General features: G+C 52.0%; 10 protein-coding genes and 1 pseudogene. 1 reads left to right on the forward strand and 10 read right to left on the reverse strand.

All coding sequences use genetic code 11. The features are described 5' to 3' along the window. Positions 1-225 precede the first annotated feature (225 nt). From AB4Z33_RS28345 to AB4Z33_RS28355, 3 genes and pseudogenes are all read right to left on the reverse strand, one after another. A complete protein-coding gene (locus tag AB4Z33_RS28345; RefSeq protein WP_442053126.1) occupies positions 226-900 on the reverse strand; it encodes a vWA domain-containing protein in 675 nt (224 codons plus the stop codon). Between the two features lie 126 nt (positions 901-1,026). Next, positions 1,027-1,494: pseudogene (locus AB4Z33_RS28350) on the reverse strand (TerD family protein); the annotation flags it as partial. A 32-nt stretch (positions 1,495-1,526) separates the two neighbouring features. Next, positions 1,527-2,255 carry a uracil-DNA glycosylase family protein gene (locus tag AB4Z33_RS28355; RefSeq protein ID WP_442053118.1) on the reverse strand — a complete coding sequence of 243 codons (729 nt, stop codon included), beginning with the start codon at positions 2,253-2,255 and terminating at the stop codon, positions 1,527-1,529. A gap of 356 nt (positions 2,256-2,611) precedes the next feature. Between AB4Z33_RS28355 and AB4Z33_RS28360 the strand changes: the two genes are divergently transcribed. Then, positions 2,612-2,989, forward strand: coding sequence for a cyclic-phosphate processing receiver domain-containing protein (locus AB4Z33_RS28360; protein WP_442053119.1), 378 nt, complete (start codon positions 2,612-2,614; stop codon positions 2,987-2,989). A gap of 15 nt (positions 2,990-3,004) precedes the next feature. Here the strand turns inward: AB4Z33_RS28360 and AB4Z33_RS28365 are convergent, their stop codons facing one another. From AB4Z33_RS28365 to AB4Z33_RS28395, 7 genes are all read right to left on the reverse strand, one after another. Then, a complete protein-coding gene (locus tag AB4Z33_RS28365) occupies positions 3,005-3,988 on the reverse strand; it encodes a GNAT family N-acetyltransferase (RefSeq protein WP_442053120.1) in 984 nt (327 codons plus the stop codon). 69 nt (positions 3,989-4,057) lie between these two features. After that, positions 4,058-7,147, reverse strand: coding sequence for a glycosyl hydrolase (locus AB4Z33_RS28370; RefSeq protein ID WP_442053121.1), 3,090 nt, complete (start codon positions 7,145-7,147; stop codon positions 4,058-4,060). Positions 7,148-7,174: 27 nt separating this feature from the next. Beyond that, positions 7,175-8,002: a carbohydrate ABC transporter permease gene (locus tag AB4Z33_RS28375; protein WP_442053122.1), complete on the reverse strand. Its 828-nt coding sequence runs from the start codon at positions 8,000-8,002 to the stop codon at positions 7,175-7,177. Between the two features lie 13 nt (positions 8,003-8,015). After that, on the reverse strand, positions 8,016-8,918 hold the full coding sequence (locus tag AB4Z33_RS28380) for a carbohydrate ABC transporter permease (RefSeq protein ID WP_442053123.1): 903 nt from the start codon (positions 8,916-8,918) through the stop codon (positions 8,016-8,018). 37 nt (positions 8,919-8,955) lie between these two features. Then, positions 8,956-10,332, reverse strand: a complete 1,377-nt coding sequence (locus AB4Z33_RS28385; RefSeq protein WP_442053124.1) for an ABC transporter substrate-binding protein — start codon at positions 10,330-10,332, stop codon at positions 8,956-8,958. 244 nt (positions 10,333-10,576) lie between these two features. Further along, entirely contained in the window at positions 10,577-12,247 is a 1,671-nt protein-coding gene (locus AB4Z33_RS28390; RefSeq protein WP_442053125.1) for a response regulator, read from the reverse strand. Next, positions 12,240-14,066, reverse strand: a complete 1,827-nt coding sequence (locus tag AB4Z33_RS28395; RefSeq protein ID WP_442053127.1) for a cache domain-containing sensor histidine kinase — start codon at positions 14,064-14,066, stop codon at positions 12,240-12,242. The genes AB4Z33_RS28390 and AB4Z33_RS28395 overlap by 8 nt, the downstream gene beginning before the upstream one ends. Between the last annotated feature and the right edge of the window lie 285 nt (positions 14,067-14,351).

Here is a 14,351-nt window from a genome sequence, read left to right on the forward strand (position 1 = left end):
TTCTAGAACTCATTAACGATAAGCTAATACCTATAAATTAGAAAATAACGAAGAGCAGCAGGTTCGTCCGATCCAAGGACGGTCGTGCCTARGCTTTACGCGGTTTTTCAACCAAAAAAAAGAACCTTGAAATTTATTTCAAGGTTCTTTTTTATTGGAGTAATAGATTAATTAGAATCTAACAGAATTATAAAATTACATGTTGCAATATTAATGATAAGTCGTTTATCTAATAATTCTCTTGTTCTTTGCTTCCTTCAGCCACAACGGAAATTCATTCAACAGCTTGTCGTAAAGCTCCTCGTCCGATACCCTCTCGATCGCGTCGAGATGGAAGAAGTTAGCGTTGTCCACTACCCGCCCTTCCATCGTATCCAGCTTCTTCAGCACCTCGAAATCCGACTGCCCGATGCCGACGAACTGCCAGAAGATCGGCAATACGGATGATGATGTGATGACCTTCTTGATCGGCTTCACGACACCGCCGTCATTAATGAAAACAATAAAGACCGGGGTGTCTGAATCGGATTCTTCCTCCGTATACTTGCGAATCACGTCCTCCATCACTGGCGGCTCGTTATTGCGGCCGAACTTATGAATGTTGCTGTTGTTCATAATATGAGTATCCACATATCGGCCAAGCTCCCGCTCCGTCACCGAAGGAAGACGGCTGAACTCCGTATCGTAAACCCACACATCGAGGGTCTTATTGTCGTCGAATTGGGTCGCTACCGCCAATATCCGTTCGACGACCTCTTGGACAGTACCGTTTCGGTACAAAGGCTGCATCGATCCGGTAATATCAAGCACGATTCCTACTCTTGCAACGACGTTCGTCAGCTGTTTCTTCTGCAGCGTGAATTGCACCGTTTTTTTGCGCAAATCGATCGTGGATGGAATCGCGGTTTCCACCGCAGCAGCTACTTCTAGCGTACCGGCAGCAGCAGGTGCTTCCACCTCAAGTCCGAAGCTTGTGCACAGAGCTGCGAGCCCCCCGTAGAAGCCGCTTCCGATCGCGCTGAACTTCCACTCACCGTTATGTCTATATAGCTCGCCGATCACGACGGCCGTCTCCTTCGTCAGATCCTCTCCGTATTCGTAGCGGTATAACTCCTCGCCGGTAGTCGTATCTATCAGACGAACATATAACCCCGATACGTCCTGCATGTAATGACCGGACTGTTCGCCTTCGTGAATCGTTAGGGTAAAAGCGATTTTCGATACATGATCGGATACTCGGTTTAATACTATCTTAATAGCTTCCTTTTCGCCCTTATCTGATTCGGCATGCATCAAAGCTCCATCTCGGGCAAGCGGGTTGCCGTAAAAAATAAAGTCTTCGTCGCGCTCGCAGCGTCCCCGCTCCGATAGCAGAAAAGCGGCTGCATCAATGCTCATAGCGGCATTCGCCTTTGTCCACCCAAAGTGCAGAGCCAGTTCGGAGACGCTTCTTCCTTTGGTAACGTCAACCTTTTGTCCTTTTGATAATCGCATCGCTATTCCTCCCAATCTTGCATCAGATTATATTATTGAAACCATTCAACAATCTGTCTGGTCAGCTTGTCCTTATTCGTCTCAAACTGTGTCCATCGATGCCCGTTCGCCCCCGACGGATGCGGAAAATCAAACAAACACCGCTCGCGAGCCACCAAACCCTGCGCCGCAAAAGTCTCAATGACCTCGGCGACCGCTTTGCCCAGCGGGATAAGAAGCGCATCCTTTACCGCTAGAAGCTCCGCAAGACAGATTCGCTCGGCATACGGATAGAGGGTCTCCGATTTCAAGATAGACGGACTATGTCCGGTATAGTTATTGCCGTTCACGAAGACCGGGTAACGAATGACCGAGGTCGTATGCAGCAGGTCCCGGCGCTCCTCGAACAGCTCGCCGCTGCTTCGTATGGAGAGAGCTTTGTGCWGCTCGAGCTTGTCCAGCATGTCGATCAGATTGCGGCGCATTGTGCCAGCGAAGCTCGCTTGCTTCTTCGCTTCACGATCGATTTCGCCTAGCGGAACACCAGCGTTCAGACAGTCCCGAGCGGTTTGAAAGGCGATTTGCATTTGGGTAAACCCTGGGGTAATGCCGATAATGAACACTTTGGCGCTCTCATTCACATATTCGAAAGGAATATAATAGAGCTTCATAGCTTGAGACGGAGTAGCGTCCAGCAACAGCTCTTCCACAAGCAGCTGCTCTTTCCCAAGCGTTCCGCTCGGCAGCGCACGAATGAAATTCGAATAATGATCCAGCAGCATATTCTCCTCCTTCGTTTGCAACTATTTTACCATAATCTATGCAGCCCGGCTTTGCGAGAAAACAGTTCCTCCACTGCTTTGATGGCTGCGTACACGCTGTAACGGCATTTCGTCGAACTAAATGACCATCACGTCAAAAAAGCCCCGTTAGTTGCCCAAAATCAAACTAATGAGCACTTATTCTCCTATAGCCCAATTTAGCTGCCCAAAATGCCACTATTGCCCATAAGCAAACAGCGGCAGCCATGGACGTTAAATAAAGTCCAAGACTGCCGCTGTTTTATTGGATTATCGTACCTCGTTCTACCGAGCGACTCGCCCAAACGATCGCCGCGCTATAGACATAAAGTAGGGTAATGAACAAGACGATGCAGAAGGGAGGAACTAAGGTGAAGCTGTTTCTCGATGATAGAAGGCCTTGCCCCGCAGGCTACCACTTGGCGCGTACGGCCGAGGAGTGCATCGCGATCATCAAAGCCAATTCGATCACTGTGCTTTCGCTTGACTACAATCTCGGAATCGGCCAGACGAAAGGGGCMGCCGTAGCCAAATATATCGCCGCGAATGCCGCCTATCCGGCCAAAATCATCATCCATAGCAATGATCGGATAGGCAGAATACGCATGTATCAGCTTCTCGTCAAGCATAAGCCTCGGTATGCGGCATCTACGATTTGCATTCAGCCAATCAAGTACAATCCTATCAGGACTGCCTTATTGAACAAAAAACGATAACAAGCGTAACTAATACTAGTCCCGTGCCAACTCCGCCACCATCTGCAAATAACCCGGTACCGGCTTGTAGCCAAGCTTGCGGTTAATAGCCAGCATCGGACCGTTCAACGAATCGTTGTTCGATCGAATATAGCGGAAGCCGCGTTTGCGTGCGATATGGATGGAAAGCTTCTTGAGCGCCATTGCAATTCCGCGACCGCGGTAGGCCGGATCGACGCAAGTGAACTCGTTATAGACGCTCTGAGTCGATTCGAACGTCCGAAGTTCGACTGCCCCTACGATACGCTCCCCCTCACAAGCCAAGAGAACCAAGGAGCGATCGAAGTCTTCCCGGTCTACGGTCCTTTTACGCCATTCGCTGTACCACATGTATTCGCCCTCGAAGCCTGGAATATCCGGATGAGTAGCGAAATAAAGGTTATACACCTCGCGCTCGGTCTGCTCGCCGCCGGGCAGATCGGCTAACGTCAACAAGCGAATGTCGTCCAATCGTGCGGAAGCCAAGCCACCATGCTCCGAAGCTTCATTCAACTCGATTACCGACTCGAACAAATGCCGATTCTCCGTGAACCCTCTAGCGCAGGCGAAACGCACCGATTCCGGATCGTCATCCCGTACATCGGCTACGATTTTGCTCGCGCCTACCTCGACCGAGTAGCTCATCAACGCCTTGTAGATCGCACATCCCGCCCCGCCTTGACGCTCTTTTCGGCCCTCGATAATTTGTTCATACAACACACCCGGCGTCGACCAAGGCGCCCGCCAAGCGTGACCGTAACCGATTAACCGCCCTTCTTCGTTCAACGCGACCAGACGCAGCCTATCGTGGCCGGTAAGCTGTCCCTGCTCGTCACGATCAAGCTGCCCTGTTAACGGTATAATCGCATCCTCGTCCCTCATCTTCTCTACGGTTACTTCCTCAGAGTAATGCTCCGTCATGATGGCAGCCACCGCTGCGTAATCATCCGGCACAATCATTTTCCTCACAACAAGCGTCATGCAACAATCCCCTTCCTTCCTATTACTTACAACTGTAATATCGAAGGCATAAACGGCTCAAGGGATTAGTTAGTTTAAATCATTTGTGATGTGCTTTATCGTCATTCGCGGGGACGCAGATAGCCCAAATCGAACGAACGCATAACGATCCTGGTATACCTGCGTATCCGGCGGCAAGTCACGATCTGTCCATCCGACCTTATTCGTGAAGCTGTCGGGCCCGATCTTAAGCGGCTCACCTTTCATATGATGATGGGGACCGAGCAGATTGCGGCAGCTGCCTGCCAATTCCAGCTCGATCACATTGTCTCCCGTCACCAAGAACGGTCCGATATCCGCCTCATACGGCTCCCACTGAAAGGTCTTTACCTCGCGGCCATTGATGCGAAGCTTCGCGACGATCGCATCCGGAGGCGTAGTGAACGACCACAAAATCTCCGAATCGGCCAACACGTTCTCGAAGCTAACCTTCTGTTCAACCGTCAATCGCCCTGCATAGAAAGGAAAACCTTGCCGCACGAAGTCGCCTCCAGCCAGTAGAACGGGCATTTCCGTCAATACAAACGGACCTTCGGCTAGAACGGTTCCGTTCCCCCCATCAACGAATGGCGTTAGCGACTCCACCCCGAAGTCGCCTAACAAATAGACACTTTCAAGCTCCGTGTCGAACGTAAGCTTATTGCCCTCGGATTCGAATGTTTTCGCTCGTTCCATTGCTTCATACGTCTCTGGCGCATTATAGAACTCGGATTCGATGATGAGCCTGTTCTCTCCTGTATGCACCATTCCTCTAAGATCAAGCTTCTTGAAGGCGGTATCCAGCCACCAGCCGCAATCCTCATTCGAGATCGGAACACCGTTAAGCGTTATGGCTGCCGTGTCAGGCCGCTCCATGATCAAATACATCTCCCGTGCACGTCCCGTATCGAACGCCGCATGGAATACGAATTCGCAAGCGATTCGCGCCGAGCGTCCCAGTTCCAACAGCTTTTCCTGCAAAAAGATAACCGGCTGCGGTTCGCTCCAGTCACCGCCTTCAATGCTTACCCGGCATGTGTCGAGCGTCAGGCTATTAAGCTCGGTCTGCTTCACCTGCCAAGCACCATCCAGCATAAGCGTTTGACCAATCGTCGCTGCCTCCTTAATCGATGCGCTCTGCTGGTTGTTCCCTGCCACAGCCTCGCTTCTTTGCCGCAGCATATACGACTGGGCTGCTGCCAGCGGAAGCGTCACGCGTACGAATCCGTCCTTCTGCACCTGCGGCAGCATTTCTTCCGTACCTGTCTCGAGATTAAGAATCGTCACATTGCCTTCGCTGCGCAGCTCGATTTCTACATCGCCGCAGCCCGACTCGCCCGAATTGACGATATAATAGAGCCATGAATCGCCGAGCTTCAATGTCTGAATGTTGATGGTATCGGATTCGATCCTATCTCCCGATATATCTCTCAAGCTCGCAAACGGAGCAACCACTTGTGAAATGATATTAGTAATCGCGGCATTGTCATTTGTAGAAGTTGCTAAAGCCGTCAAACGCTCAAGCAGCACATCTTGCTTACCTTCCAGCAAGGTTGGGAACGGCGCGACGATCGTCACGCTGCCGCCTTGCTCAAGCAAAGCAATCAACAACTCCACCGTCGATCTGCTCCACGTCACGCTTGGCGGCATAATAACAGCCGAATAAGCAGCCTGCCCAACGATCAACTGACCGCCCTTCACTATGCCGTGACGCTCCAAAATCGATTCGCTGCCGTAGTCATGCTCCAGAAAAGAGCGGCAGAGCTGCCGTGATAGATCAGCGAAGGCTTCATGATAGGGACGAATAGCTGAGCTGTCGAAGCCTTGCTGCTCCACCCACGCCGAACGAATCGGATGAAGGAGCAGAACCTCGGCCTGCCTCTCCCCTTCCGCAAGCAGCATAGACAGCCTCGCGAAATAATCGTTATAATGCCGGTACTCCGACCACCATGGCTGCTGATAGAACAAGGACGGCGGATAATCCCTTTTGCGCAAACCTCTTAAACTATAACTCTGCAAATGCTGGCACATCATATTAATACCGTGCACGAACTGCCATTCGCCAATCCGCTTCAAGTCCTGCATACTGGCGTTCCAGCCGGAGCAGCCATAACTTTCGGTAATCGTCCGCTTCTTGCCGAGCTGACGCGCAACCGAGCCGACCTGCTTCGGCACGAGCGGCTCTTCGCCCACGAACCGCCCCAGCCAGTCGCAGCCGGGAATTTGCATATATTCATAGAAGGACATCAAGTCGCCCACCGATGTCGATTGCCCCATAAGCGTCTGCTCATCGACGACATGCCCAGCTAATGACCATCCTTTGTCCTCACACCAGTCACCGATCTGCTTGGCATAGCTGCTTACGAATAATTCCGTCACGCAAGACCAGAACCGGTAACGATGCTCCTTCGCATTTGCGGTATCCATGAACAAGCCGGGAAGAATATCAAGCACACTGCTGCCGTATCGCTCCGCATACCTTTTGTCTAATTCAAAGGACCATGGAATCTCACCTCTGCCGAACTGGGGTTCATCCGTGAATACTCCCTTCAGCACATGCCGGAACTCATCGCCGAACTTCTCCCAATAGGCTTCGTACGTGCTGTCGATAAATGCGCGAACGGCCTTTTGGCTTAACGTGTCGATATAGAAGGGATTCACTTCCCAATAGATTCGAACCTCTGCCTCCGAGCTGCTCTCCTCCTGCAGCCTCAGCCATCCCGTCTCACGCGAGACGTAATACCCTAGATCACGCGACCGGTCTCCCTCAGTGAAAGGAGCTCGCTCCATAACTAACTTCTTCTGCTGGTAAACGAGGCCAAGGGCGGGCACGCGCCCGCCCCCGAAGCCGCTCGGCCAGCCGTTCTCGTCATAGAACCAAGGCTCCATCCCCAGCGATTCCGCTTTCTCAATACAAGAACGGATGGCCTCCATCCACTCCTCGCCCATGTAYGGCGTTTGAAGCCCGCCCCTTGCATGCATGAAGAATCCTCCGATGCCCGCGCGATTCATCTCCTCGATCTGGCGTTCCAGCTCCGCAATCTCCAGCTTGTCGTTCCATGACCATAACGGAACGGATCTGTAGCTGCTATCCGGCCCGCGCAGCTTGTCCCAATTCCACTCTTCATCAGCCGATTTCATAGCCGTTATCCTCCCCCGTGCTCTGAGTTACCCTTTCAAAGATCCCGCAGTCATCTGCATAAACGATCGGTTAGCGAACACATATACAATGAGGATCGGCACGATGGACAGACAGGCCCCGGCCATCATGTAATGCGTCTGCGCTGCCGCCGATACGCCGTATTTCAAGTTCGCAAGCCCAACCGTAAGCGTCTGCAGCTCGGGCTTGCTCAGCGTGAAGACGAAAGGCAGCAAATATTCATTCCATGCGCCGCGGAAAGCGAACAGTCCGGCAACGCCAAGACCTGGAGCCAGCAGCGGGAGCACGATTCGCGCATACACGGAAGCCGGCGAGCAGCCGTCGATTCGCGCAGCCTCGTCAAGCTCCCGCGGAATGCCGCTCATGAAGCTCAGTAAAATAAAAAACGCCGATGCGTGAGCGCTGATCAGAATGAGAATGACGCCCCATAATGAATTGTGGAGCTTAAGGTCGATCATCAGCTCGAATTGCGGCCGCAGTACGACCGCGCCAATCGCTACGAACATCGTGAACGCTTGAATGCCGACATATATCTTTTTACCGACAAAGCTCATCCGGTTCACAACGTAAGCAGCCATCGATGCAACGATCAAAGTTCCCGCCGTTACCATTACTGCGACGAACAAACTATTGAACGAATACGTCCCAAAACCCGCCGTACTCCATGCTTCCGCGTAATTGCCGAACTGCCAGCTCGAGGGCAGCAGCGTCGCGCCGGCTGTCAGCTCGGCATTCGTCTTGAACGACCCGAGCAGCGTAATGACGATCGGGAACAGCGTAAGGAAAAGCACCGCCAGCAGAAAAATCCACGTCATGAATTTCCATCCGTATCTCATGATGCCTTCCTCCTTAGTCGTTCCGGCTCATACGCCGCGAACCGTAGAAATAAATAATCGTAATCGCTCCAACGATAAGCGCCGTCACGAATGCTACCGCGCTGCCATAGCCCATCTCCTGCACCTCAGTTGCCGCCGCACCGCCAGCCGTAGGGAAGAACAGCTTATATACGTACAAAAACATCACATTTGTTCGTCCTATCGGACCGCCGTCGGTCGTAACCATGATGCTTTCATAGCCTTTGAGCGCGTTAATGATCGCCAGCATGACAATCATCTGCATAACAGGGCCGAGCATCGGAATCGTAATATACCGGAACTGCTGCCATCTGCCCGCTCCGTCCAGCGAAGAACTCTCATATACGTCCTGCGGAATGTTCTGAAGCCCCGCCAGAAACAGCAGCATATAGTTCCCGAGCGCTCCCCATACGGAGACTAATATGACGCTTAGCATCGCGTAATCGACGCCCAGCCAATCGATCGGCGCACCGATGACRTTATACTTCATAAGAAACTGATTCAGAATGCCATTATACGAATTGAAAATGGTGAAAAAAACGACTGCCATAACGGCCGTGCTTATAATCGTCGGCATGAACAGCAGCGCTCTCAACACGCCGCGCCCTTTGAGACCCCGATTCAGAATAATAGCCAGCAGCAGTGCCAGAGGCAGCGACAGAGCCAGCTTGCCTCCGGCATAAATGAACGTGTTCAGGACAGAGTCCCAATACTCGTGATCCTTCCATATTCGAGCGAAGTTATCCAATCCGATGAATCGCTCCGCACCGTAGCCCTTGTAGTCGTAGAACATATATCTCATCGCCCAGACAATCGGGTAGATGCCAAGAACGACGGTTAGAATAAAGCTCGGCAACAGGAAGCTGTACGAGAAAGCGAGATGTTTGGCTTTATTCATATCCGGTTTCACTCCTTATCAGGTACAACAACGTTCTTTATTTGGCGAACTTGCCAGCCAGCGTTTTCGGATCGAAGTTTGGATCCGGCTCGGCTTTCACTTCGCCATTCTTAACCGCCTGAGCCAGCGCCTCATTATAGCGCCCATTTAAATCTTTGATGATTGCGTCAAGATCGCCGCCGCTAACCATGTATTTGAAGAACGCATCGTCTGACTTCGTCCCTTGAACCGCTACGACCGGATAGACTGGCCATACGCCGTCATATTGGTTTGGCAAGAAACCTTCGATACCGTTCACCTTAGGCGTCGCGGCAACCTCGCTGACCGAAGGCACCATGGATATTCCGAAGCCCTTCTCCTGATACTGCTGCAGCAGCGATTCCGAGTACATATAAGACATGAACTTCCATGCGGCTTCCTTCTTCTTCGTCTTGGAGCTTATAGCGAGCCATTGTCCGCCCAAGAAACCCGATGCGCCGTTAAAGCTGCCGTCAATCGAAGGCACAGGCGCCGCAGCCCAGTCAATCTTCGCCGGGAATTGCGACGTGTAGACGCCCGCTTCGGCAGAGAAACTCAGATACATGCCGATCTTTCCTTCGGCGAACTGCGCGCGGAGCGGATCGATATCGAGCGATTCAACGCCYGGCAGCATGCTGCCGTCATCCTTGATTTGCTTGAACGCTTCAATAATCGGCTTAAAGTGGCTGAAGTCGTATTGAGCCGTCTTGAAATCGTAGCCGAAACCACCGTAGCCGCTTACTTCGGCGATGACGCGGGACGAGCGGCCGAGCGCGCTGCCCGGATTTTTGAAGTTTTGTGCGAAGCCGTATGCGCCGCTCTCCTTGCCAGCCGCCGTCAGTTTCTTAGCGACATCGACCAGTTCGGCTAATGTAGTCGGCGGTGCAGCAACTCCCGCTTTCGCGAACAGCTCCTTGTTGTAGATAAGGCGCATCGTCGTTCCGTAGTTAGGAAGGCTGTAGCGTTTCCCCTCAAAGCTGTTCAGATTCGGCATCTCAGGGAATTTCCCCTTAAGCTCATCCGATAAGAACTCATCAATCGGCGCCAAGTAACCTTTTTTATAAAACGTTTGAATCGTATTTTCCTTCACGCGGATGACATCCGGCGGCTCTGACGTTTGGAACGACATATCGAGCGCCTGGTCGAAATCATCGCCCTTGATGACTAGATCGACCTCGATATTATCGGTGTTCGCGGCATTGAATTCGTCGACCATTTCTTTAATAAATTCCGAATCATGGCGGTCGCCTGTCCAGTAGCTGATGACCGTTTTTTCGCCCGACCCGCTTCCTCCGCTTTCGGTTCCGCTGTTCTCTTCCGCCTTGTTGCTGCCGCAAGCTGCCAGGCTGCTCGCCATGACGAGAGCGGCTAGTGTTATTAGCAATCTCTTTTTCATATTTGTATTGCCTCCCTTTTTTTCGTGCTAGAAGCTCCTGTTAGGTGTTGACACTTTTTATTATAGAGGCGCACGTCCTGCGGCATAATGCGGTAAACCGCACATGAAGGGCAGATTTCTTCATCTCTTTGCATGATCGCACACGAAAACTCACGCAAGTTCAAACTTTGCAAAAACAGCTCCTTACCGGCCATAACCGGAAGAAGCTGCATAACGATCGATCGTCCTGAGCGCTTAGCTCCCCTTACCCTTTGCCCTGCTCAAGGTCAAGCGGCTCGTCGGCGATACCTGTGCTGTATATTTTGAATTCGGATGGCGTCATGTTCGTATGCTTCTTGAACGCGTCGCTGAAGTAGCGTCTATGCTCGTAACCGATAAGCTGGGCGATCTCCTGCACTTGATAGCCGGCAATCAATAGATCTTTTGCCCGTTCCATACGCTGATGGATGACGAATTGCTGGAAGGAGATGCCGAGCACCTTCTTGAACACATTCGAGAAATAACCCGCGCTGATGTTGAACCTCTTTGCGCAATGCTCCAACGATAAGTCCACATGCAGGTTGTCGCAAATATAATCCTTTGCCTCATAGATCAGCTTGCTCGTTTCGTCGGACCGCTCCTGCCGTGTCCAGCCGCAAGCCTCCTCGCACAGACCTTGGACCATTTCCCGCATCTCCACAAAGGTCGAGCTAACCCCAGCCCTCCCGGACAGCCATCGCTTCTCAAGCTCATGCACCTTCGCCCCCGGGAACAGCTCCTGCATCGTCCGACAAATCTTCGCCGACAGCTCGAAGCAGAGACTCTCGACATGCTGGGGAGCCGGCAGCGGCTCGCTCCCCAGCATATCGTTGAAGATTCGCTCCAATAACAACCGGCATTTGCCGCTGTTGCCTGACTTCAGCGCGAACAGCAGCTCCTGCTCCGCTGCAAGCGAATAGTTCGGAAGCAGGCTGAGTCCTTCGCCCCCGCCCGACACGACCTTATAGCTTGTCACCCCGTTGCCATCGGTATAGAAATGATAGGATAGCGCGCTGACTGCCTGCTGATAAGCGCTCGGCAGCTCTTGAATGGTCTCGACGCATAGCCCAACTCCGATCGAAATCGTGGAATGCGTATACTGCTGCGTATTCTGCCGGCAAGCTTCCGAGATACTTTCCGCTTCCTTGTTGTCTCTGCAATTCATGATGCAGACGAACCGGTTCGACGCTTCCCGGAAGACAACGCCCTTCGTCCGCTGAGAGACGGTCTCCTCCAGCACGTTCTTCAGACTGAAGCGCATCAGCTCAATCTCGCGCACCGGCCTTTCCATATATTTCTCCATAAAATGATCGAATTCCACAACGAAGACGTTGAAGTGAGCTTGCTCAAGCTCGATGCCGAGCTGCTTCCATTGCTGCACCGCCTTCTCTGTACGGAAAGGATGGTGAATCAGCAGCGACAGATGCTCCTGCTGAAGCATCGGCAAGCTTCGCCTGCGTTCCATTTCCAATTCGCGGCGTCGCTCTCTTTCCTCCCGCTCTTCAAGCAATGCCTGCTTTGCATTCAATACCGTCTTCACGATCTCATCAACCGAGAACGGCTTCTTCAGAAAATCGAACGCGCCCAGCCGAATCGCCTGCTGCGCATATGCGAAGTCGGTGTATGCGCTCAAGATAATGACTTTGGTGGCAGGGGCGGCAGCCAGTATCGCTTGCGTCATGGCAAGCCCGTCCATCCTTGGCATGCGGATATCGGTCAACACAATGTCGGGTTTCGTCTCCTCGACCAATCGAATGCCTTCTTCTCCGTCGAGCGCCGTTCCCGCGAACTCAATGCCGTGTTCCGTCCAAGGAGGCTTCCGCGACACCATCTCGACTACGCTGCGAATATCGTCGATGACGACGAGTTTAATCTCGGTTCCGGTTTCATTAGCCATGCCACTGAATCTCCCCTCTCCGCATCGGAATCCACAAGTCCGTCCTCGTTCCGCCCTCTGCTGGACTGCTAAGCTCCATCCTTGCCTCGTCCCCGTAATAAAGGCTCAGCCGATTGGCTATGTTGTACAGCGCGAAACCTTTTCCGGATGGTGATTCACCTAGCGTCTTCATCCTTTCGTTTACGAGCAGAGGATCGATGCCCGATCCGTTATCCTGAATAACGATATGCAGCTTGCCTCCGTCTTGCCCTACGTCTACTGTAATCTCGCCCCCAGTACGTCTGTCTTGGAAGCCGTGCTGGATACTGTTCTCCACGATCGGCTGCAGCACGATCTTCGGGACGTAATAGGTGAGCAGCTGAGGGTCCGCGATATGGACCTCATATCGAAAAAGTTCCTCATAGCACATGCTTTGGATGGCGCAATATTGCTCGACATGAGTCAACTCGTCCTCCAGCGTATTCCAATCCTTCCCGCCGCTGAGACCAAGCTGGAACATCGTCGACAGAGCTAGAATCATCTTGTTCACTTCCTCGTTCTCGCCCATCTCGGATTTGCAATAAATCGTATTCAGTGTGTTATATAGAAAATGAGGCTCCATCTGCGCGGTCAACGCCCGCATCTCCGCTTCCCGCTTGCCCGCCTCGCTCGTTCTCACGTCTTGAATCAGACGATTAATCTCATCCAGCATGCGGTTGAATTGAAAGCCTACCTGCGCAACCTCATCTCTTGACTTGCTCTCGAAGCGGACGGTCAGCCTGTTGTCCTCGACCTCGCGCATGAGACGCTGCAGCCTGTGGAGCGGCCGGACRAGCAGCCCCGTCAGCTTGCTTGATACAAGCCATGCCGCCGCCAGGAACAGCAGCATCAGATAAATCGTCGTTTGTTGCACGTCCTTCATCTGTTCGAGCAGCTTGTCCTTCGACCTGATGCCGAACAACAGCCAATAGTTCACCGTTGAGGAGCGGGAATAATTGACGAGATACTCCGTCTTGTCGAAGTTGTGGAAGAATGCGCCCTGAGTATCGTCCGTCACATTGCGAAGGAACGGCTCGTCCTTGCGCATATTATGCTGAGCGGACCACGAAGTTCGCATCACCTCGTTGCCCGTGGAATCCACAATGAAATAGCTCCCTTCCTTCTGGGAGGAGCCTTGATTCATCATACTAATCAGTCCGCTTTCGCTGACGTTGACGATGAAATAAACGTTCGTATTAGAGAGATTATCCTGCGTGCCTTTCGTTACGAAGCTGAGGACGCGGCTCTCTCCCGTGAAGAAGACGTCGGTATGCCCTCGCAGCCACAGACCGCCGGTATTGTCCTTGGCCAAATAATATAAATTGGATTCATAGAAAGATCGATTTGGAGAACGTCTTTGAGATAAATGGTAGAAATCGCCGATCGGCGTCGCAATCAGAATGCTCTCGATAAGCGGCTCGTTGAACATCGCCTGCGAGAACTGATATTGCATTTCGGAGAGGTGAACATAATAGTTGGCAATATTATTGCTTTGTACGTCTTGCATTAATAGATTGTAAGAGTCGCTCAGCATAATGGAGCGAACGGACTTCGATACGCTGTACAGCTTGTCATCCAGCAGTTGGGTCGTCTTGCTAACCGATTCGCGGCTGGAGGCGAAGGCGTTGCGCTGAAGCTCCTTCGACGCAATGAGGTAGGAAGTCGTTCCTACGATTCCGATGGCAAGCGCGATGAGCAGCAGAAACGCAATGCTGATTCGTTGCCTGAACGAAAAGCCGTAATACATATCAGCTACCGATGACTTAACATGCTTAACCCACGATATCGTCAAGTTCTTCACACCTCCCGCTTGCGAACCATTGTACATGATGAAATGCTGTTTCGTAAATTTATTCCTGCATCGATAATGGATAACGGACAAAATAGCTGCTTAAACTTCCTATCGACTGATTTCGGTGCGCTAACGGACAAAAGCAACACTAAGATGGCCAATGAATACTGGTTTAGTTAAGTAAGTTCCTGTAACAATCCGTCATGTCCATTAGAAAATGAATGTAGCGCTAATTGATCGCTAAGCGTTCATAGTGTCCATAAAAAAAAGACGCCTAGCCGGAAGCCCTAACCC

Source organism: Paenibacillus sp. 2TAB19, assembly GCF_052115185.1.
Taxonomy (GTDB): Bacteria; Bacillota; Bacilli; order Paenibacillales; family Paenibacillaceae; genus Pristimantibacillus.